The 21272-nt window shown below is 56.1% G+C and carries 24 protein-coding genes; 3 read left to right on the top strand and 21 right to left on the bottom strand.

Annotated elements, in window-relative coordinates:
• Nucleotides 1-101 precede the first annotated feature (101 nt).
• Nucleotides 102-818 carry a response regulator transcription factor CtrA gene (gene ctrA / locus GOV89_RS04495; protein WP_171234310.1) on the bottom strand — a complete coding sequence of 239 codons (717 nt, stop codon included), beginning with the start codon at nucleotides 816-818 and terminating at the stop codon, nucleotides 102-104.
• An 85-nt stretch (nucleotides 819-903) separates the two neighbouring features.
• Nucleotides 904-1197, bottom strand: coding sequence for a DUF1153 domain-containing protein (locus GOV89_RS04500; RefSeq protein WP_171234311.1), 294 nt, complete (start codon nucleotides 1195-1197; stop codon nucleotides 904-906).
• Between the two features lie 130 nt (nucleotides 1198-1327).
• Here GOV89_RS04500 and mnmA point away from each other — a divergent pair, with 130 nt between their 5' ends.
• A complete protein-coding gene (gene mnmA, locus GOV89_RS04505) occupies nucleotides 1328-2473 on the top strand; it encodes a tRNA 2-thiouridine(34) synthase MnmA (protein WP_171237606.1) in 1146 nt (381 codons plus the stop codon).
• Nucleotides 2474-2640: 167 nt separating this feature from the next.
• Nucleotides 2641-3600 carry a hypothetical protein gene (locus GOV89_RS04510; RefSeq protein ID WP_171237607.1) on the top strand — a complete coding sequence of 320 codons (960 nt, stop codon included), beginning with the start codon at nucleotides 2641-2643 and terminating at the stop codon, nucleotides 3598-3600.
• Here GOV89_RS04510 and GOV89_RS04515 read toward each other — a convergent pair.
• The 19 genes from GOV89_RS04515 to GOV89_RS04605 form a co-directional block, all read right to left on the bottom strand.
• Nucleotides 3597-4142, bottom strand: a complete 546-nt coding sequence (locus tag GOV89_RS04515; protein ID WP_171173922.1) for a carboxymuconolactone decarboxylase family protein — start codon at nucleotides 4140-4142, stop codon at nucleotides 3597-3599. The genes GOV89_RS04510 and GOV89_RS04515 overlap by 4 nt on opposite strands.
• Before the next feature lie 97 nt (nucleotides 4143-4239).
• Nucleotides 4240-4815 (bottom strand): hypothetical protein, encoded by a 576-nt coding sequence (locus GOV89_RS04520; RefSeq protein WP_171237608.1) that lies wholly within the window; start codon nucleotides 4813-4815, stop codon nucleotides 4240-4242.
• Nucleotides 4808-5974 (bottom strand): lipid-A-disaccharide synthase, encoded by a 1167-nt coding sequence (gene lpxB, locus GOV89_RS04525; protein ID WP_171173920.1) that lies wholly within the window; start codon nucleotides 5972-5974, stop codon nucleotides 4808-4810. Before lpxB ends, GOV89_RS04520 begins: the two co-directional genes overlap by 8 nt.
• Nucleotides 5974-6768, bottom strand: a complete 795-nt coding sequence (locus GOV89_RS04530; RefSeq protein ID WP_171237609.1) for an LpxI family protein — start codon at nucleotides 6766-6768, stop codon at nucleotides 5974-5976. The genes lpxB and GOV89_RS04530 overlap by 1 nt, the downstream gene beginning before the upstream one ends.
• Before the next feature lie 4 nt (nucleotides 6769-6772).
• A complete protein-coding gene (lpxA, locus tag GOV89_RS04535; RefSeq protein WP_171173915.1) occupies nucleotides 6773-7558 on the bottom strand; it encodes an acyl-ACP--UDP-N-acetylglucosamine O-acyltransferase in 786 nt (261 codons plus the stop codon).
• Nucleotides 7555-8028 carry a 3-hydroxyacyl-ACP dehydratase FabZ gene (gene fabZ / locus GOV89_RS04540; RefSeq protein ID WP_050602398.1) on the bottom strand — a complete coding sequence of 158 codons (474 nt, stop codon included), beginning with the start codon at nucleotides 8026-8028 and terminating at the stop codon, nucleotides 7555-7557. Before fabZ ends, lpxA begins: the two co-directional genes overlap by 4 nt.
• A gap of 72 nt (nucleotides 8029-8100) precedes the next feature.
• Nucleotides 8101-8664 carry an OmpH family outer membrane protein gene (locus tag GOV89_RS04545; RefSeq protein ID WP_253284429.1) on the bottom strand — a complete coding sequence of 188 codons (564 nt, stop codon included), beginning with the start codon at nucleotides 8662-8664 and terminating at the stop codon, nucleotides 8101-8103.
• A 21-nt stretch (nucleotides 8665-8685) separates the two neighbouring features.
• Nucleotides 8686-11046, bottom strand: a complete 2361-nt coding sequence (bamA, locus tag GOV89_RS04550) for an outer membrane protein assembly factor BamA (RefSeq protein ID WP_171237611.1) — start codon at nucleotides 11044-11046, stop codon at nucleotides 8686-8688.
• A gap of 127 nt (nucleotides 11047-11173) precedes the next feature.
• Nucleotides 11174-11317, bottom strand: coding sequence for a hypothetical protein (locus tag GOV89_RS04555; protein ID WP_171173909.1), 144 nt, complete (start codon nucleotides 11315-11317; stop codon nucleotides 11174-11176).
• A 79-nt stretch (nucleotides 11318-11396) separates the two neighbouring features.
• Nucleotides 11397-12749, bottom strand: coding sequence for an RIP metalloprotease RseP (gene rseP / locus GOV89_RS04560; protein WP_171237612.1), 1353 nt, complete (start codon nucleotides 12747-12749; stop codon nucleotides 11397-11399).
• 4 nt (nucleotides 12750-12753) lie between these two features.
• Complete coding sequence (gene dxr / locus GOV89_RS04565) at nucleotides 12754-13926, bottom strand: 1-deoxy-D-xylulose-5-phosphate reductoisomerase (RefSeq protein WP_171237613.1); 1173 nt, start codon at nucleotides 13924-13926, stop codon at nucleotides 12754-12756.
• On the bottom strand, nucleotides 13926-14708 hold the full coding sequence (locus tag GOV89_RS04570) for a phosphatidate cytidylyltransferase (RefSeq protein ID WP_171237614.1): 783 nt from the start codon (nucleotides 14706-14708) through the stop codon (nucleotides 13926-13928). Before GOV89_RS04570 ends, dxr begins: the two co-directional genes overlap by 1 nt.
• Complete coding sequence (locus GOV89_RS04575) at nucleotides 14705-15436, bottom strand: isoprenyl transferase (protein ID WP_171173900.1); 732 nt, start codon at nucleotides 15434-15436, stop codon at nucleotides 14705-14707. Before GOV89_RS04575 ends, GOV89_RS04570 begins: the two co-directional genes overlap by 4 nt.
• Before the next feature lie 9 nt (nucleotides 15437-15445).
• Nucleotides 15446-16009, bottom strand: coding sequence for a ribosome recycling factor (gene frr / locus GOV89_RS04580; protein ID WP_171173898.1), 564 nt, complete (start codon nucleotides 16007-16009; stop codon nucleotides 15446-15448).
• Nucleotides 16010-16191: 182 nt separating this feature from the next.
• Complete coding sequence (gene acuI, locus GOV89_RS04585) at nucleotides 16192-17187, bottom strand: acryloyl-CoA reductase (RefSeq protein WP_171237615.1); 996 nt, start codon at nucleotides 17185-17187, stop codon at nucleotides 16192-16194.
• Between the two features lie 105 nt (nucleotides 17188-17292).
• A complete protein-coding gene (locus tag GOV89_RS04590) occupies nucleotides 17293-18396 on the bottom strand; it encodes a dimethylsulfoniopropionate demethylase (RefSeq protein WP_171237616.1) in 1104 nt (367 codons plus the stop codon).
• Nucleotides 18397-18924: a DinB family protein gene (locus tag GOV89_RS04595; RefSeq protein WP_171237617.1), complete on the bottom strand. Its 528-nt coding sequence runs from the start codon at nucleotides 18922-18924 to the stop codon at nucleotides 18397-18399.
• Complete coding sequence (locus GOV89_RS04600; RefSeq protein WP_171173889.1) at nucleotides 18924-19628, bottom strand: DUF1326 domain-containing protein; 705 nt, start codon at nucleotides 19626-19628, stop codon at nucleotides 18924-18926. The genes GOV89_RS04595 and GOV89_RS04600 overlap by 1 nt, the downstream gene beginning before the upstream one ends.
• A 4-nt stretch (nucleotides 19629-19632) precedes the next feature.
• A complete protein-coding gene (locus GOV89_RS04605) occupies nucleotides 19633-20397 on the bottom strand; it encodes a DUF2182 domain-containing protein (RefSeq protein ID WP_171176165.1) in 765 nt (254 codons plus the stop codon).
• 115 nt (nucleotides 20398-20512) lie between these two features.
• On the opposite strand from GOV89_RS04605, the gene GOV89_RS04610 reads away from it, so the two are divergent.
• A complete protein-coding gene (locus tag GOV89_RS04610) occupies nucleotides 20513-21244 on the top strand; it encodes a FadR/GntR family transcriptional regulator (protein ID WP_171173886.1) in 732 nt (243 codons plus the stop codon).
• Nucleotides 21245-21272 lie beyond the last annotated feature (28 nt).

Genomic DNA, 21272 nt, shown 5'->3' on the forward strand with positions numbered 1-21272 from the left:
TTGGACCTCAGTGATAGGGCGAGGCCATGGCCAGGTCCAGACGTGCTGAGCCGTGAGTGTAAAGTGCCGCCCTGGACCACCAGCGGCACGGGTGGTTCCAATCAGAGACCGACAGCCATCCGCGTCTCGTCGAGAGTATTGCTTTGCGGATCGCGCAGCACATAGCCGCGCCCCCAGACGGTTTCGATATAATTCTCGCCGCCGGTCGCATTGCTGAGCTTTTTGCGCAGTTTGCAGATGAACACGTCGATGATCTTCAGTTCAGGTTCATCCATGCCGCCATAGAGGTGATTCAGGAACATCTCTTTGGTAAGGGTCGTGCCCTTACGCAAGCTAAGCAGTTCAAGCATTTGATATTCCTTGCCGGTCAGATGAACAGTCTTTCCGTCCACCTCAACGGTTTTGGCATCCAGGTTTACCGCAACCCGACCGGTGTGAATGATGGACTGCGAATGCCCCTTCGACCGGCGGATAATGGCGTGAATACGCGCTACCAGTTCTTCGCGGTGGAAGGGTTTGGTCAGGTAATCATCCGCTCCAAAACCAAAGCCTTTGATCTTGCTTTCAGTGTCATCGGCCCCTGACAGAATCAGAATCGGTGTCTCAACCCGTGCGATACGTAACTGGCGCAGCACCTCGTGCCCGTTCATGTCCGGCAAGTTCAGATCCAGCAAAATTAGATCGTAATCATAGAGTTTCGCCAGATCGATTCCTTCCTCGCCAAGATCCGTTGCATAGACGTTGAGGTTTGCATGCGTCAGCATGAGCTCAATGCTTTTAGACGTGGTCGGATCATCCTCGACAAGAAGTACGCGCATTTTTTACTGCTCCAATTCGGTCAACAATTCCAATTAAAAATAAACCTGAACAAGAATGGTTAATCTGACGTTACCGTTGAATCAGTTATTCACACTCTCCCTTAGGTTGTCGATATTTTTTTAAGGCTGTGGCTTTCAGTGCTTCGGCACCATGTTCCGCAACAAGAGACACCCAGCCATTGAACTCCTCATCACTGATCCCGTAATTTTTCTTGGCATCAGACAAGCTGATCAGGCCGTAAAGCACGCCACGCACAACCAAAATCTTGCGTGAGGCCACCCAACGCCGTGTATCAGAAGGTGGCAGATCAGCGCGTGTCAGAATGGTACCGTCAGGCAATGTCACAGACCGAGGGCCTTCCACTTTGTGCAAAAACATCTTTCAACCCTTTTCTTACTGCATCACAGCTGACATCAGGCTACTTAAGAGCGCGTGAAACCGCCCCTTGAGAATGTTTAGAATTTTCTTATATTCCGGCGGTCTTCCTTAACCCGAAACGGAACTGATCATGGCCCTCGATACCGAGACCCCGCTGAACTCGCTTGGTTTTGCAAAGCCGCCTTCGGAAACGCGGGTGGTCGTTGCGATGTCGGGTGGCGTCGACAGCTCGGTTGTGGCGGCCTATCTAGCGGATCAGGGCTATGACGTTGTGGGGGTTACGTTGCAGCTTTATGACCACGGAGCGGCGCTGGCCAAGAAAGGCGCGTGTTGCGCTGGGATCGATATCCACGACGCGCGTCGTGTGGCCGAAGAACGTGGTTTTCCGCATTACGTTCTGGATTATGAGAACATCTTCAAAGATGCTGTGATCGACGAATTCGCCGACAGCTATCTGGCGGGAGCTACCCCTGTGCCCTGCATTCGCTGCAATGAACGGGTGAAGTTCAAGGATTTGCTGGAAACCGCCAAAGATCTTGAGGCCGACTGCATGGCCACCGGCCACTATATCCAACGCAAGATGGGTCCCAACGGACCCGAGTTGCACAGCGCCGAGGATGCGAACCGCGATCAATCTTATTTCCTGTTTTCGACCACACCGGAACAGTTGGATTTCCTGCGTTTTCCTCTGGGCCACCTGCCATCCAAGGACGCAACGCGTGAAATGGCGGCGCAATACGGGTTGTCCGTTGCGGATAAACCCGACAGTCAGGACATTTGCTTTGTGCCAAATGGCAACTATGCCAGCGTGATCGAAAAGCTGCGTCCCGGTGCGGCAGAGCCGGGCGAGATCGTTCACGCGGATGGCCGCGTTCTGGCGCAACATGATGGCGTGCTTCACTACACGATCGGTCAACGGCGCGGTCTTGGCATCGGCGGCCTGACTGAGCCGCTTTATGTCATCAAACTGGACGTCGACAAGAAACAGGTCGTTGTCGGCCCCAAGGAGATGCTGGCCACCCGTGTCGTTCCGGTACGCGAGATCAACTGGCTCGGCGATGAACCTTTCACCTCGCGCGACGAATGGCATCTGTCAGTCAAAGTCCGCTCGACCCGTCCCCCGCGTGAGGCGATTGTTAGGCCCCTGTCCGACACCACAGCCGAGGTCGAACTGCTGACACCCGAGGAAGGTATTTCACCGGGTCAGGCATGTGTGTTTTATGCAGGTGAAGGCAGCCGCATTTTTGGCGGCGGCTGGATCTGGCGTGGATACTGAACAAGTTATTGAAATAGCAGATCGCACAGGATATTTCGGTTTCAAAGTAATACCTTAACCGGAATACACAATGCTTAGACTCTACCGTTTTCTTATTTTGTTCCTGGCTATTCCAGCAATATCGCTGGCTGAGAATGCAGAAGAATGGACCCTGAAAGCGCTGCTTGATGAAGCAGACGGCTGGCAGGCAAGAATACAATGGCGCGATTTCTATGTCAGCCTACGCCTTGAGGACGACCGGGATACACGGTGGTGGTTCAGGTTGGACCACCCGGAGCCGGTCGGCATTGATTCAAACCAACCCGGGGCTACAGTTCGGCGCCGGGCTGTTTGGGTCCGAACCTGCGAACGCTTACGATCATGATTTTTTGAATAAACTTGCAGACAGCGACATGCTCGACCAGGCCAATCCCGAGGCTATTGCCAGCTTTGATCGACTTGCTTTTTTTGATGAATACGACACCGAAATACTGACCATCCCTGCAAGCGTCTGCGGTGGATGCGCTCGACCTGACGCCTACACCGGAGCCGTCACGATCAGGGTTCCGTTGAGCGATGAGCAGATCCAAATCCTGCGTCACTCGACATATGCAAAATTTTATTACTACAAAGTGAAATCCAAGTTGGAATGGGATGGAGGAAAGACCAGCTTCACTGTTGATCTCGTCGAAGAAGATGGCGATCTGCCTGATGCGATCGACCATCTTTTGCGGATCGCGGACGATCCCAGCCAAGCACCGGAAAAAGATCAACGAGGTTTCTTCGACTCACTGGACGATCAGTATGACGACACTCCGGATGCCACCCCCATCACTGCGGCCAATGGCGTTGCTCATCCTCCAGAAGACGGAATTTATACCCTTCACCCCGGCACATTTGCCTTATGCGAAACTTCGGATTGGGTATCGCATTTTCAGTCTTCAATCGAACTGCAACTCGGTGCCGACGGGCAAAAGGATCGCCATTCAAAGCTTGCTGAACTGGCGACAGCAAATGAATGCAATATCCTGACGACCTATGACCAGATCACCGTGTCCGCCATCGACCATGATGGGGACAGCGTGGCCATTGCGTCTGGAACATTGGAAGGTTGGGTTTTCAGGGAAATCCTTGCAACCGCGAATTAGGCTGAGACCGGTTCGACCTCTGCTTCGATCTGGATCTGAAGGGCATCGTTGAAGCGGTTGAACGCTCCACAAAGGGCGATGCGCCAGGTCAGCTCAACGATCTGCGCATCACTGAACCACTCCCGCAGGTCCGATACTTCGGCGTCCCGCATCCGACCGGATCGTGTTGTCACGGCCTCTGCATAGCGCACCACGGCTTTGTCACAAGCGTCCAGTTCTGGATGATCCTCAACGTCCGGCAGACGCGCAGCACCCTCGGGACTTAGGCCCGCGACGGTCAGCATCGGTGTATGATGTGAAACACAATAGTCGCAGGCGTTTAGCTTGGATACCGTCACCATCGCCAGTTCAAGCGCGCGCTGGGGCAGATTCTGTTGTTCGCGCAATGTGGTCAGCATTCCCGTCACATGTTCCAGAATCGAAGGGCAATAGGCCGCAACACGAGCCCAATTATCGAACGGCCCATATGCGCCCAAAGCCGAATGAGACGCGCGTGCCTCTTCGGTCATTTCTTGATCCGACAATGGGGGAATGCGGGTCATAGCAAAGCTCCTTTTTCGACGAGGATATCGCAGCCCCGTGTCGGTGCACCACCCGGATAAGGATCACATATGCGATATACGGCGTATCCTCTATCTGTCACATAACATCCGTGGGCGAATTAAAGAGAATATAGAGACCAACACAGACCATGATGTACGGCGCGATCCGATCCAGACGTGCGACGCGAGGGCCGAGGCTTTTGGCGCGGGGCGCACCCCACGTCGCAACGGCGACCAGACCGGTGGCAGCCACTACTGCGCCAACCAGCGCAGCAATGCGAAAAGTGGGCGCAGAGTCCGCCAGCAGAGGGGTCATGACCGCGAAACTGTCAATCGAAAGACTTAGGAAAAGCGTCACTACCGAAGTCACGGCCGCATTGGAATCCGTGTCCTGCGCTTCGGCGTCACGATACTGTTTCCAGATACCGCGGAAACCAAAAACCAGGGGCACGATGCCCAGATACCCGATCCAGAACGGGACACCGCTTTGGTTCAGACCAAGCGCGACGGTCATCGCCAGGGTCAGAACAAGGGTTTGAGCAACCGCAAAGCCAATGATGGCGCGGCGCTGTTCCATCACCAAAATCAGACCCAACAAGACGGCCAAATTGTCGAGATTGGTGGATACCATCGCGATCCCGGCAGACACCGCGAACAGCGCATGGTCAAGCATAATCGACCTGCATTCTATCCAACACAGCCCGCGCGGCACGCAAACCGGGGGCTTCGCCACTTCGGCCCAATCGGTCCATGGTCAGACCCATGGCAAGCTGCTGCGCATCCGGGGCGTTGATCACATTGCGCAAGGCGTCGGCGATCTTTGCTGGTTCGCAGTCATCCAGCAGACATTCCGGCACAGCGCGCGTATCTGACACCAGATTAACCAGAGTTACGGTGTCCAGTTTGACCATCCGTTCGGCCATCTTCTGTGTCAGCCAGTTGAGTTTGTAGGCAATGACCATCGGCGTATTCTGCGCAGCAAGCTCAAGTGACACGGTTCCCGACGCCGCAAGCGCCAAACTGGCCGCGCCAAACGCGGAACGCTTATTGGCAAGCGTTTGATCCGCGCCTTCATAGCGCGGGTCCAACACTACCGGGTCTCCGGGCCAGCCCGCGACCCGCTCTTTAACAAGCTCGGTTGTCGCGCCAACGGTGGGGATCACCACGCGGTAGCCCGGATGAGCCTCGATAAACAGCCGCAATGCACCGCCAAAGGACTCTGCCAGCCGTTCAATCTCGCCCCGACGTGATCCGGGCAAGGCCAACAAGATCGGCGCATCCCCCAGATCAAAGCGGTTCCGAAACGCGGCGATCTCTTCCGGCGTGGCAACAGGCTCGCTGGCCACGGGGTGACCGACAAAATCGCACTCCATCCCTGCCCGTTCCATATACGGCGGCTCAAAAGGAAGCAGCGCCAGCACATGGTCAATAACCTTGGCCATCTTATCGGCCCGCCCCGGCCGCCAGGCCCAGACACTAGGGGCGACATAGTGAACTGTGCGGATGTTGCTTGCGGCCTTTACAATCTTGGCAACACGCAGGCTGAAATCCGGACTGTCGATGGTGATCAACACATCCGGTTTCGTATCCAGCACGGCCTGCGCGGTCTCGGAGATTCGGCGCTTGAGGTGAAAGAACTTCGGCAGAACTTCGACAAGGCCCATGACTGAAAGCTCGGACATGGGAAACCGGCTGGTCAGACCCTGCGCCTCCATCAGCGGGCCACCGACCCCGTCAAATTCCACATCGGGGATCAGAGTTTTCAAGCCTGCCATCAACGCGCCACCCAGCCGGTCGCCCGAAGGTTCTCCGGCGACCAGAAAGACACGCATCAGGCCGCCCGCTCGCGGATGTATAGGAACAGACCCAGACGGTTACATTCTGCGATGACCTGCTCTTGCCGCAGTACAAGCACGCCGCCTTTTTCCAATACGATTCCAGACAACCCGGCCGCAACCGCATCGGTGACGGTATCGGGTCCGATGGCCGGTAGATCGGCGCGCCGGTCCTGACCGGGTTTGGGCCCTTTGAACAGTATTCCTCCGCCCGCATCTGGTCGTTGGGTCAAAGATTTCAGCATCCAAGCGGTGCCGAATATCCCTTCAATCGCCAGGGCCTGGCCATTTAACACAGCGCAGGCTTGCCCTGTATCTGCGGCCCCCATGGCACGCAGAATACCTGAAGCACGGACCGCATCAGCCATGTCGGCCTCGGAGGGTTGCGCATCCGTCTGACAGCCCAATGGAGGAAGCAACCCGGGCGCAATTTCGTGTGCGGCCCGCATTTGCAGCCCTGCATCTTCAAGAATCCCGATGACCGCACGCAACGCGCCGTCATCTCCGGACATGATTGCCTTTTGGATCACCGGAACCAATGGTAGCGTCGCGGCGTCAATGCGGCTTGGGTCGATAGGCGGGCGCTGAACCGCACCGGCCAGACAAATCTGCGTCACGCCCCGCGCCTTCAGATCGGCGATGAAGCTACCCAGCTGTTCCAGCGGAAACACAATATCCGCCGTCAAATCGTCAGGTAGAAACCCTTCCATTGCGCAGATCAAAGGTCGTTCGGTCAACTGTGCCACCACTTCGGTCGGCAATGCCCCTGTTCCCGCAATCAACGCCAGCATGGGTTTATTTCCCCGGTGTCAGGAATGAGCGATCACTGTGGCCGGTGACAAAATCGACGATCCGCTGCACGTAATCGCTTTCATTGCCTTCGCCGATCCGGCTGGCGCGGTCCATAAAGGTTCCATCGCCTTCGGACAGTTCCTTGAAGGCCGCGCGCAGCGCCGAGATATCCTCGCGCGAAACACCCTTGCGTTTCAGACCTACAAGGTTCAAGCCGTCCAGCTCACCACGTGAGGCCTGCACCAGACCGTAGGGAATAACGTCCTTGGGCACCATGGTCAGCGCACCAATGATTGCTCCGCGCCCGACGCGCACCCATTGATGCAGCCCTGAAATGCCGCCGACAATCACATCGTCTTCCACGATACAGTGACCAGCTGCCCCTGCGTGGTTGACCATGATGACGCGGTTGCCGATCTGCACGTCGTGGGCCACGTGAACGCCTGCCATCAACAGACAATCATCCCCGATGCGCGTGACGCCGCCGCCACCGTCGGTGCCGGTGTTAATCGTCACATGTTCCCGAATCCGGTTACGTTGACCGATTTCCAGGCGGGTGTTTTCGCCACCGAACTTCAGATCCTGCGGGATTTCACCAATCACCGAGAAATTGAAAATGACGGTGTCTTCGCCAACCGATGTATCTCCGGTCACAACCACATGAGATTTAAGCTCGACCCGATCCGCCAGTTTGACCTGCGCGCCGACATAGCAGAATGGACCAATCGTACAGCCCTGCCCGATCTGAGCGCCCTCTTCAACAATTGCGCTGGGATGGATTCCACTCATGTTGTTTTTTCCATATCCCAATCAACATAGGCCGAAAACTCGGCCTCGGCTGCTACTTCTCCTTCAACCGTGGCCCGACCGCTGAATTTGAACAGCTTGCCGCCTTTTTTACCGCGCACTGTTTCCACATGCATTTCCAGAACGTCACCTGGCACTACCTTGCGGCGAAACTTGCACTTGTCGATGCTCATGAAATAGATCAGCAATTCAGTATCGATGACATCCATGCCAACACCCAGCATCACACCCGCAGTCTGAGCCATGGCTTCGACGATTGTGACGCCCGGCATGATCGGTGTGCCGGGGAAATGCCCCTGAAAGTGCGGCTCGTTCATAGTCACGTTCTTGATGCCGCGCGCCGACTGATAGCCCGAGATGTCCACCACCTTGTCGACCAGCAAAAACGGATAGCGATGTGGCAAGATCCTCTGGATCAGCTGAATGTCGGCGCTTTTGGTTTCCGTGGTCATTGATCAGATATCCCGTTTTGGATGTTTCTTTTCCGCGTGGTTAGCAATACAGCAACCCAAGGGCAAGCAACCCTATTCGCCGTTGCCCTCTTGGAGGGAACTGCCATCCCCGATTGCAGCGTCGATACGGGCGATGGCTGCGTCAGTGATGTCGGTGGTGCTGACGACCACATTGGATCGTTCGATCATTACGCTGGCTCCAAATTCGCGCAGCAAGTCTACAAGGATGGGGCGGACGATCTCGAAAAAGGTCTGTTGCGCTTCTTCACTGCGCCGCGCCAAGGCATCCAGCTTTGCGCGCTGGCCTTCGCGATGAGACTGAACCTTGGTGTCAAAAGCCTCGGCCAATGGGCGGAATTCCTCAGCCGGCAAGGTCGCGCGCTGTTCCGTCAGTTCTTTTTCTTCCTGGCTGAGCTCAACCACAATCCGTTCGTTTTCCTCCGCAAGCAGGGCACTTTCTTTTTCGACCTCTCGCCGCACACGCTGACCGAAGGCCGACTTGGAAAACAGTTCTTCGCTGGACAAGGTAACGACACTGGCTTGCGGTACGCCGAGTTGTTGTGCCGAAACCAACGGTGCGGTCAAAACAACCGACAAAAGACACAGGGCCCCGAAAGGGCCCAGTGCTGTTTTCATTATCTTATTCAACATGTCTGATCAGAACCGAGCCTGAATCGTAAAGTCAAAGTTCTGTTCTTTGTCGAAGCTCTCTTTTTTCAGAGCCTGCGAGAAGTTGAACCGCAACGGTCCGAACGGAGTGTCCCAGAGAACAGCGATGCCAATCACGTGGCGGATCGAGCCGTTTGCGCCGACGATATTCGCACCGGCGGTGTTGACGTTGTCGATGTCATAGAGGTTACCGACGTCGTAAAAGACACCACCTCGCAGACCCAATTCTTCGGGCAGGCCAAGCGGGAAATCGCTTTCAAAGCGTGCAACCCAGTAATAGTTACCACCGATGGCGTCATCCTGACCGTTGGACAGATCCCGTGGGCCAAGACCTGCAGGCTCGAATCCGCGGAACGTATTGGGCCCCAGCACAAAGCGGTCAATCGTACGGCTGAAATCGTTCCCCCGCCAGTGCAGCGCACCCAGCTCCATCGACGCCCGCAGCACGACCTCTTCGTTCCAAACGCGGGTTTGTGCGATGCCGCGTGCGGTGGTTTTGAAGTATTTGTTGTCGCCACCAAGACCCGCAGCATCAACGCCAACCTCGAACAGAACGCCGGAATTCGGGTCCAAACCACCGCGACGGCTGTCATACACGTAAGACACACCCAAAGAGCTGGACGTTCGCTTACCCTGAGCGATTTCCGACGAAATAACCGCACCGTTCACTTCGTTGTCCTGCTGGGTCATTTCACTGCGATCCCAACCATAGCGCAACCGCAGCGACGACAGTTCCCCGATGGCATAGGTCAGTTGTGGGGTGAAGAACAGCGAGCTGGTATCATAGCTGGCAAAGCCCGAGTTTGTTCCCGACAGCCCCAGCCCCAAGTCAAAACGCAGCTTACGGCCCAGCAGATACGGCTCTGTAAAGCTGATCGAATACTGCTCGGAGTCCTGGGCGGTCGAAATCGTCAGACCTAGGTTCTGACCACGACCCAGGAAGTTGGATTCATTCAGACCAATCGCGATCCCGAAACCGTCCGTTACCGAGTAGCTACCACCAAGACTAAGCGAGCCTGTGGGTTGTTCTTCTACATCCACATCCAAGATCACCTGGCTGGGCGAAGACCCTTCGCGCGGCTCGACATCTGCGGTGGCGAAGAAACCCAGAGCATTGATCCGCTCAGCCGCCTGACGAATTTCGCGCGGGTTGAATGGGTCACCCTCGACCGTGTCAAACTGACGGCGGATGACGCGGTCCAGCGTGGTGGTGTTGCCTTCAATGTCAATCCGTTCAACAAATATGCGCGGACCTTTTGTCAGGACAAACTCCACATCCAGTGTCAGGTCGCGATCATTGCGGGTGATGCGCGGCTCGACCCGCAGGAAGTCCACGCCCTTCTTGACGCCCAAACGTTCTTGCCGGGCAATCGAGTTTTCAATCAGCGTGGGCGTATAAGTCACACCAGGTTTGATCTTCAGCGCATCTTGATATTCTGCGGCGTTGACGCCGGGGATTTCACTGACCGTAGTGATCTTGCCGAACGAGAACTTTTGCCCTTCTGTGACGTTCATAACCAGAAAGAACGCATCCCGTTCACGCGTGAATTCGACATTGGCGCTGTTCACCCGGAAATCGACGTAGCCACGCGACAGGTAGAAATCGCGAATGACCTGTTTGTCGAACTCGATGCGGTCACCAATAAACGTATCGTTACGGAAGAAGGTCCGAAGGAACGTTGCTTGCTTGGTCTCGAGAACCCGGCGCAAACGGCGGTCCGAGAATGCCCGGTTGCCAACAAAGCTGACACGCTCAACTTCGATGGTTGTGCCTTCCGCGACTTCAAAAACCAGATCGACCCGGTTGTCACTGCGGCGGATGATCCGTGGAATGACCGTTGCGGCAACCCTGCCCTGCGCTGAGTAAACTTCGGCAATCAAATCCGCGTCTGCTTCTGCCACCTGAGGGGTAAAGACTCGGCGCGGTTCGGATTGGATGACGTCCAACAAAACGTCATCTTTAACCCGAGCGTTTCCTTCGATGCTGATCTGGTTGATCGTGGGGTATTCCTGAACTTCGATCACCAGAGTAGTGCCACGCGGCGTCAGTTCGACTGTTTCAAATACACCACTGTCAAGCAATCGCTGATAGGCATCATTAATCTGTCCGGCGGTGACTGTTTGGCCCGGTTCGATTCCGGTTCGGGCAATAATTGTGCCGGTTTCGATCCGACGGTTGCCCTCAACCTGGAAGGAGTTGATCGTGAAGTTTTGCGCCTGCGCCGCGTTCGGAAAAGCCGTCAAACTCGCTGCAAGAAAAAGGAAAAGAACCGTTAGCGCCTGCCACAAAATATTGTTTGTCGGCATTTGCCCCCCGCAGGATGTGCCCGCGTTTCGCCTGTCAGTCATTTTGTGCTCTACCCAGAATTTTAGAACTTTATTGCTGAGTAACGGGATTAAATGAGCTTGTCAAAAGGCGAAATAGAAGCATTCCACCACGAGGGTGGACCAGAAGCTGCCAGCATTTCGGTAAGAATCAGAATCCCGCCAGATAGATCCCGGCCAGATAAGCTGCACCTGCCAGCGCCAGCGCTGTCATCGCAAAGCTCAACAACACGTCACGGTTCAGCATGAAAAGCAGGCTGAACCCCTGGTACGATTTTTTAAGCGCTTTGGTCATGGTGATACCCTTTCGACGCAAAGAGCATAGTCCCGAAATAAGGCAGGAATGCGGCCCAAATTGGCGCCTAACGCCACAATCAGCAGAACAGATCGTTGCTAACCGAAAACAGCATCAGAGTCAGGATAATAGTGATGCCCAGTCCCATGAGAATTCTCAATGCGCCGTCGCTGGGTGGTTTACCTGCGACGGCTTCGTAGGCGTAGAAAACCAAGTGGCCGCCATCCAGTGCAGGAATCGGGAACAGGTTCAACAAACCAACGGCTGTCGACAGCACTGCGATAAAGAAGATAAAGTTCTGAGCGCCCTGGCTGGCCATCGCACCCGAGGTTTCGGCGATCCCGATTGGCCCGGAAATGTTGCAGGTGCTGATCGCGCCCGTCACCATGTGCCACATACCGGACAAAGACCCTTCGATGATCCGACCTGTTTGAATGACACCGCCGCTCAGTGAATCCACAAGACCGGCGGGTTCCGTAGCAGGTTCTAGCATCATTCCACCGATGATGCCGATCCGCCAATGGGTGACAAACCCACCTTCCGGTTGAGGCTCGTCCGTGCGTCGAGGCGCAAGTGCAAACTCCAGATCGGATCCGTCTCGCCATACGTTCAAAAGTAGAACGCGGCCATCCGAGCTTTCGACAAAGTCCTTCAATTGATCAAAGGCAAAGATCGGCTCGCCATTCACGGCAGTGATAACATCGCCCTGCTCAAGCTGGATATCCATTGCGGCGCTGCGCGGGGCGACCTGCCGGATAAGTGGTGGGAACATCCAAGGCGCCTGAACGTCCAGCGTTTCGCCGTCTCGGATTACTGTATAATCCAGAACTGGTTGCACCGGCAGTGCATCGATGAAATCCTGCCATGCCCCTTCTTCATCATAGTCCGGCGTAGTGATGCCCGAGATCGCGATGATCACATCACCTTCACGCAGCTCTTGCACCGTCCCTGGCAGAGGTTGCAATGAACCCACGGTCAACGGTTCGCGCGAAACACCCTGCGACCAGAAAATCATGCCAAAAACCAGAATGGACATCGCAAAGTTAAATGCCGGGCCTGCCGCCACTGTAGCAGCCCGCGCCCATAAGGGGGCTCCATGCATGGTGCGCCGCAACTCTTCGGGGCTTTGAGTGGCGATTTCGCCCATCGCCTCTTCATCTTTGCCTGACGCTGCGTTGGCATCACCCAGGAACTTTACGTATCCGCCAAACGGCAACAATGCGATCTGCCAGCGGGTGCCACGCTTGTCTACGCGGCTCCAAAGTACAGGGCCAAACCCGATCGAGAACACCTCGGCATGGATACCAGACCAGCGCCCCACAATGTAGTGGCCGTATTCATGCACGGCCACGATAACGGACAACGCGATGACAAAAGCCACAATCGTCCAAAGAAGATTGCCAAATTGAGGTATCAGCGAAAGTACGTCCAAAATTCTATCCTGCTCGTTCCACCACGGTGTCATCGACCCATTGACGTGCCAAATGGTCCGTTTGATGCACGTTATCAAGGGTCATCGGGGCATCAATAAGGCCGTCTGATGCGTCAAATCGGTCAAGAACGGCGGCCACGGCATCTGCCATATCCAGAAATGAGATCCGGCGCGCAATAAAATGATCCAGCGCTCGTTCCTTGGCTGCATTGAACACCGCCCCCGCCAGACCACCGCGCTCCATTACATCCCACGCCAGTTTCAAAGCCGGGTATCGCTTCAGATCAGGCGCTTTGAAGTTCAATTGTCCGACCTTCGCCAGGTCAAGCCGATCCACTGGAAGATCGCGTCGTTCTGGCCAATGCAAGGCATAGCCGATGGCATGGCGCATATCCGGTGCTCCCATATGGGCCATCACAGCCCCATCGCGGTACCCGACCATTGCATGTACGATGGATTCAGGGTGCACCAAAACCTCGATCTGCGCAGGCGAAACAGAGAAGAATTCCCTTGTTTCAATCACTTCTAAGGCTTTATTGAACATCGAAGCACTGTCGATTGTAATGCGCTGTCCCATGTCCCAGTTCGGATGGCTGGACGCTTGTTCAACGGTGGCATTGACCAAATCTTCCATCGGCCAGTCCCGGAATGCTCCACCGCTGGCCGTAATGATCACGCGCTCAACGGCAGTGATGTCTTCTCCGACCAAAGCTTGAAAAACGGCTGAATGCTCGCTGTCGACCGGCAGCAGTCGCGCATCATGAGCCTTGGCCGTCTCCATGACCAGAGACCCTGCGCAGACCAGCGTTTCTTTGTTGGCCAGCGCCAGCGTTGAACCTTGTTTCAGCGCCTCAATCCCCGGCGCAAGCCCTGCTGAGCCCACAATGGCTGACATGATCCAATCCGCTGGGCGCGTTGCAGCCTCGGCAATGGCGTTTGCGCCAGCCGCTGCTTCGACCTCGCTGCCAGTAAGCACGGCGCGCAGATCGTCCAACTTGTCTTCATGTGCCGTCACCGCCAGATCGGCCCCTAAACGGCGCGCGTCATTGGCCAGTTTCTGAATATTCGCCCCACCTGTCAGAGCCACGACATCATAGTCGCTTGGCGCGCGTGAGATCAGATCGATCGTGTTTTGCCCAATCGATCCTGTGGCCCCAAAAATAGAAACCCTGCGCATTACATCCCACCCGGCGCGTAAAACAGCCCAGCTATAAGGACAAACAAGGCAGCGCCCATCATGCCGTCAAAGCGATCCAGAAAGCCGCCATGGCCTGGGATCAGGTTTGAACTGTCCTTGACCCCAAACTTTCGTTTGACTGCACTTTCGATAATATCACCAGCTTGACTGGCCATTGAAGCCAATATCGAAACAACAACAAACGCGAATCCGAAACCGGCATGGGCCGCAAAGGCCACCCCGACGCAGGCGGCGGCAGCCCATCCACCCAATGTTCCCGACCATGTTTTCTTAGGGCTAACTTTGGGCCAGAACTTAGGTCCGCCGATCATTTTTCCAACAAAGTACCCTGCGACATCCGTGGCGACGACCACGGCAATCAGCCAAACCATCCAACTAAAGCCAAAATTCTCGCGGACCGAGATGAACCCCAACCCGGCGCCGACAATCCAGACAGCAAACAGCCCATAAAGGATCTTGGATCGGCTCACCTGCCCCATTCCCACCAAGGCGGGCGCGACAATGACAGGTAATGTGTACAGAGGTGGCAGATGGTAACTCAGCAAAACCGCAGCGCTTGTCAGGACGCCAAGCTGAATGGCCGTACCCTGGCTTTTTGGATCGATCATCCGAACCAGTTCCCAGGTCATCAAACCGCAAGCTGCAGCGATAAAAGTTTCAAACCAAACACCGCCCAGCCACACCTCGACCGCGCCCACCATAACCAGCACGACTGCAGAAAGAACCCGTGCTGTCAGGTCAGACCATCGGCCTTCGCTCATGCCAGCACCGCTCCGAACCGGCGCTCTCTCGAGCCATAGTTGCGGCATAGCGCTTCCAGTTCGGCGGCCGTAAAGTCCGGCCACAAAGTATCGATAAACTCGTATTCCGAATAGGCCGACTGCCACAAAAGAAAGTTTGAAATACGCGCTTCGCCACTGGTGCGAATAACAAGGTCCGGATCAGGAAGAACACGCGTATCCAGATACTTAGGAAGAGTTTCTTCGTCCACCTCTTCAGGCTTCAATCGCCCCTCGGCAACATCACGCGCCAACCGTTTGGTGGCGCGCGCCACCTCATCACGGCCACCGTAGTTCAACGCCACCGTCAAATGCACGAGGTCGTTGTCCTTGGTTTCCTGTTCCAAAGCATCCATCAAATCGGTCAGCTTCGAATCCAACCGGACGCGATCACCGATGAACCGAACGCGGATTCCGTTGTCCGCAAGTGTCCGGGTTTCTTTGATGATGTAGCGACGAAACAGGCTCATCAGACCTGCAACCTCAACCTGCGTCCGCTTCCAGTTCTCGGTCGAAAAGGCGAAAACAGTCAGATACTTGATCCCAAGGCCAGGACAGGCCTCAACCACCTCTCGCACACGCCGCGCGCCCGCATGATGACCATACAGTCTGGGGCGTCCACGCGCCTGTGCCCAACGACCATTGCCGTCCATGATGATAGCCACGTGGCGTGGGCCGGAAACCGGATCGATTTGGGGATCTTTGGGCATCAGTCCAGCTCAGACCTGCATGATTTCAGCTTGCTTGGTCTCAAGCGCAACATCAACGGCCTTGATCATTTCATCCGTCAAATCCTGAACTTCGCTTTCCCAAAGCTTCTGGTCATCTTCCGACATTCCATCCGCCTTGGCTTTTTTGATCTGGTCCATACCGTCGCGGCGCACATTGCGGATCGAAACTCGCGCGCTTTCCGCATATTGCCCGGCAACTTTACCCAGCTCGCGGCGGCGTTCTTCATTTAGCTCGGGAATCGGCAACATGATGATGGTGCCGTTCAGCTGAGGATTGATGCCAAGTCCGCTTTCTCGAATGGCTTTTTCCACCTTTCCCACCAGTGACTTGTCCCAGACATTTACAGTCACCATACGCGGTTCGGGCACGTTCACTGTGCCCACTTGGTTGATCGGCGTCATCGAGCCATACGCGTCAACCATGATAGGTTCCAGCATGGAAGCCGATGCGCGCCCCGTGCGCAGCGAGGCAAATTCGGTTTTCAGATTGGCCATGGCGCCATCCATGCGGCGCTTGAGATCGTCGGTGTCCAGTTCGAAGTCGTCAGACATGCTGCTCACTCCCCGTATTCAGGTACTCTTTCGATGGGTCTTACGCCATCGCAAATGGGATGTATAGCAATCATGATCGGGAATTGTATCAATGGCCAGAGGCGCTGCGACCATTTTGTACCAAACCTGCGACCTCAGACCTGGTCGGAATAATCCGTCCAGGTCTGCTGGAAAGCTCGAACCTAAGCGTTTACATCCACTACGACGCGACCCTTGACCTGTCCTTTCAGGATATCGGCCCCCAGCTGAGGTAAATCTGACAACACAGCGGGTTGGATCATCGCGTCCAACTTGTCCATCGGCAGATCCGTGGCGATCCGTTTCCAGGCGCGCAGCCGATTGTCAAAGGGCTGCATTACACTGTCGATGCCCAACAGGTTCACCCCACGCAGCAAGAATGGAATCACTGTCGCCGGCAATCCAGCCCCGCCAGCCAAACCAACTGCCGCAACGGAACAGCCGTATTTCATCTGACCCAGAACACGCGCCAACATATCGCCACCCACTGCATCCACACAGCCAGCCCAGGTTTCACTTTCCAGCGGGCGTTTGGTGGTCTCATTTAGGTCTTCGCGCGGCACAATGGTCGTCGCGCCCAAGGATTTCAGATAGTCCCCGGTTTCGGGCCGCCCGGTTACTGCGGCGACCTCATATCCCAGCTTGCCCAGAATTGCCGTGGCCACCGATCCAACACCACCTGCAGCGCCTGTCACCAGAACCGGTCCCCGATCCGGGGTCAGTCCATGATCCTCCAGCGCCATCACCGCAAGCATCGCCGTAAACCCGGCGGTACCCACAGCCATGGCCTGCCGCGTGTCCAACCCGTCCGGGAGCGGAACCAACCAATCGGCCCGCGCATTGGCTTTCTGAGAATAACCGCCCCAATGCGCCTCACCCACGCGCCAACCGGTTAGAACGACCTTGTCCCCTGGCTTGTAGCGATCATCTGACGAAGCCTCTACCGTACCGGCATAGTCAATGCCCGGAACGTGCGGGTAGGACCGGACCAGCCCGCCGCCTTTAGCAGACAGGCAGAGCCCGTCCTTGTAGTTGACCGTCGAATACTCGACAGCAACGGTGACTTCACCATGCGGCAAATCATCTTCAGACAATTGCTTGACCGATGGGCTCGCCAAACCGCTTTCTTCGTCCTTCTCCATCACAAGAGCATTGAACATATCTCAATTCCTTTCGTGTTTCTGCGCCCGGACCAGTTCTTCACCTGGCCCAAAATACCTCGGGGGAGTCGCGCAGCGACGGGGGCAGCGCCCCCAACCCCCGTGTCAAATCCAGAAATGTGACTGCACGGTTGCGTGACGCATCCCGTCCGGTGTCTCAACATCCAGTTCCGTTCCCGCGTCCCAATGGCTCAATCGCACCATGCCAATGGCTACGTTGGTCTTGAAGTCAGGGGACCAGGTCGCCGAAGTCACCTGCCCGACCCATTTTCCATCCGCGTAGAGACCCCAGGGCCTATCGCAGCCCGGCACAGGATCGCCCGCGATGGCAATAGGCCGGATTTGCTGAATGGGCCCCTCTTTGGCCACACGCAGCAATGCATCGCGGCCAATGCAGCCGATTGCGGTATGCGTGTTGCAGAACTTGCCCAAGCCACACTCGTGCGGAGTGTTATCATCCGTCATGTCATTGCCATAGGACAGCAAGCCACCCTCGATCCGTTCGATCAGGTTTGGACAGCCGGCACGCACCTCAAGGTCTTCTCCTGAAGCGAATAAAGCGTTCCAGAGGGGCATACCAATGTCGCTGCCCTCAACATAAATCTCGAATCCGCCCTGTTTGGAATAACCCGAGCGCGCCACGGCCAAATCGCGTCCCTCAAACTCGAACATGTCAAACTTGAAAAACCGGATATCCCGCACGCGGTCGCCAAATACGCGGGCCATGAGTTCGTCCGCCTTGGGGCCCTGAACAGCAAGCGGCGACACATCCGGCTCGTCCACGAGAACATCCAGACGGTATCCCACAGCGATCCCTTTGACCCAAAGCAACAGGTCACTGTCCGCAATCGAAATCCACCAACGATCTTCGGACAGCTTCACAGCCACCGGGTCGTTTAGCATTCCACCTGTTTCATCGACGATCGGCACATAGAAACACTGCCCCGGCAACATCCCACGCAAATCGCGCGGAGTGAGCATCTGCATCAGGCGTGCGGCATCCGGCCCGCGTAGTTCGACCTGTCGCTCACACGAGACGTCCCACACCTGCACATGGGTCTTCAAATGCCGATAGTCGGCCTCAACGCTTTCGAAAACAGTAGGCAATAACATACGGTTATATACCGTATATCCTTTGACCCCAGCAGCTTCGACCCCATCCGAGAATGGCGTGCGCCTCAAACGGCGCGAAGGAGATATTTGCGGCATTCAATCCTCCTGCGGCATGAAGACAAGATCACTGACCGGCGCTTCAGATCCCGCCTCAGTCAGCATCTTGTGCACTTGTCCCCGGTGGTGGGTTTGATGATTGAACATGTGGATGACGCACCGCGCATAGGGCAAAGTAATGTCAGCCTCCTTCGCGGCTGAATACCACGTGAACGGACCCGTCAGAGGTTCGTCGCCCAAGCTGTCAGCCCATCGGATGATGCGGGCATCAATCTTTTCTCGCAAGGGCAGCCATACAGACAGGTCGGGGCACAGATACACACTTTCATGAATACCGCCGCCCGCGCGGTGAATGTTGCTTTCTGGCCCGTCCCCCTTGTCAAAGCGGGACATCCAGATCCAGTCCCCCCAGAGCAGATGGTTGGCGGTACCTAGGATCGAACCAAAAAACGCTCCGCGTTCAAGGATCAGCTCCTCGTGACTCAAAGCTTGCATAAACTCCGACAACTGCTTGTTTTGCCAATGATTATACTGCGCCATCTCACGTGCATAAGCGCCGGTGATCATTACTTAGGCCCATGCCAGTCAATCGGACAAATCTCGGCTGACTTACCGCCAAAATCCCAAACCCGGCCGTAATCACGCACTTTCGACTTCGTGCCCCGCGCCACGATAATATCAGGGCCCATCCAGTATTTCGAGTTCGAAACCATGACGGGATGCTCTGGGTCTTTACCGCCCAGCATCTCAATCTCGCCCTGTATCTTTCGGCCAATCATGATGCGGCGCTTGGTGCCGTCGCGTTCGATCTGAACGGGCGCGCGCTCGGCCCCGATGATCTCACTCACCAGCATGGTGAACAGCCCGGTGGTTCCGCCCGCCTGCCCGCTGAAGATTTGCAGCAACCCGTTATACGCCTTGCCACTGGCACGTTCGTCTACATAAGCCGCCACTTTCCACTGGCCTTCGCCCATCCGGCCCGGGATATCGACCAACAGACCGACCTTCAGCCCAGAAAGATCTTCGCCCTCATAGTGCCCTTCATCGATGATGACGCCCATCCAAGCATGGCAATGGCCCTCGGTCGGAGGATGCGCACCCAACGACACAACACAGGGGCAGAATACATCGCACGAGCAGTTCAGGATCAATTCGCCCTTGATCGACCATTCCGTTGGGCTCATTTCGCGCCGTTTCGGGTTTGGCATCCGGCTGTCAATCCGCTGACTGATGGGCAACCGATCGGCTTCTGGTTTTCTGTTTTTTGCCATTGGCTTAACCTCCGTAGCTAATTGGATAGACGAGCAGGACGAGACCGCCCGTAATTAATACAAACCCCATGGGCCGCGTGATCGCGTGCCCGATTTGGGGGAGTTTCTCCAAAACCATGAACAGTGTCGCGAGACCCATCCACAACAAGCTCATGACACCGCCCACAAATCCCAGCGCCATAAAACCCCAGCAGCAGCCGACGCAAAACGCGCCCAGGCTCAAACCCATGCGGACCCCGCCCGCGAAGCCGGTTTTCCAATGGCCCAGAAAATAGGTCATCGGGGCATGACAAACGCCGTGGCAGACCTCTTTCGCGCGGGTGAACTGAAAGGCCCCCACTGCAATCATCAATCCGCCCGCAATCCAGCCGGACTTGGCGATGCCCAGCATATCGACCGCACCGCCAAACAGCAAAGCCAGCTGAATCCCGGCGATCAGAGCCGCAAACCCAACCCACACGATCGAGTACCCCGCCAGAACACCCAGCCAACCCGCACGGCTGCCATTGGCGCTGCGGATCAGGTCGTCATAGCTGCGCAGGGTTGGTACAAGCGTGGGCAGCATCATAGCCGCCATCATGATCGCCCACATTGAAAACAGCGGCCCAAACTCGGCCATGGGCATATACATGTCCATGCGCGGATCCATGGCCGCCATGGCCTGCCCCATGGGTCCGGGGCGACCGATCAGATCAAGGTCCATGTCCCGGCTCATCGAGAACATGACCCACCACGCCCACAGGATCAGAACATAAAAGCCCAGCCACATTCCGCTGCGCAGCCAAGTACGACTCACTTCAGCCTCCCGACTCAACTCCCTTGCTTTTCAAATGTCAGACTTTTAAATGTCAGACAAATAAAAATTTGCCCAAGGTCCTCTGAACATGAAAGCCGCCCCCCGAAAAACCGCTGACCTGTCCGCCCAGATCGCTCAAGCCATTCGGGATGCGATTGTGTCGGGTGAGCTTATCGGGGACGCCCGCTTGCCGTCAGAGGCTGAGTTGTCCGATCAGTTTCAGGTCTCGCGCCCTACCGTGCGAGAAGCGTTAAAACGGCTGGCGGCTCAGTCTTTGATCCGCACACAACGTGGCGCATCGGGTGGCGCGTTTGTAAACCGTTTGAGTTTTGAGGACGCCTATTCACAGCAAGTTACAACCTCGACCCTGTTGCTATCGATGAACGCCGTCAGCTTCGATACCGCATGCGAGGCGCGCTATGCACTGGAAAGGGCCTGTGCGCCTTTGTCCGCCCAGCGACGCACAGCGGATCAACTGGCCACCATGCGGGCGGAGATCTTTCGCCAGTCGCAACCTGGCCTTACGGATGAAGCGTTTTGCGCCTCGGATGTCACATTCCACCGTGCGTTGGTGGATGGTGCGGAAAATCCCGTTTTGTCTTACCAACTGGCCGGAGCTGTAGAAGCGATGCAACCGTTGATGAACATGATCACATTCACCGCGCGGTCTCGAGAGGCGATAATAGGACTGCATACAAGAATAGTGGACGCGCTTGAGGCCCAGAATGCGGATGCCGTAGACGCCGCGTTGGTGGATCTGGAGCATTACACCCGACAACTGGCCCAGGACGTGGCCGATCGCAAACGTAAACCGGCCTAAAGGCCAAACTTGCAACGCAACCAGAACG

It is taken from the genome of Ruegeria sp. HKCCA5763 (assembly GCF_013034545.1).
GTDB lineage: Bacteria > Pseudomonadota > Alphaproteobacteria > Rhodobacterales > Rhodobacteraceae > Ruegeria.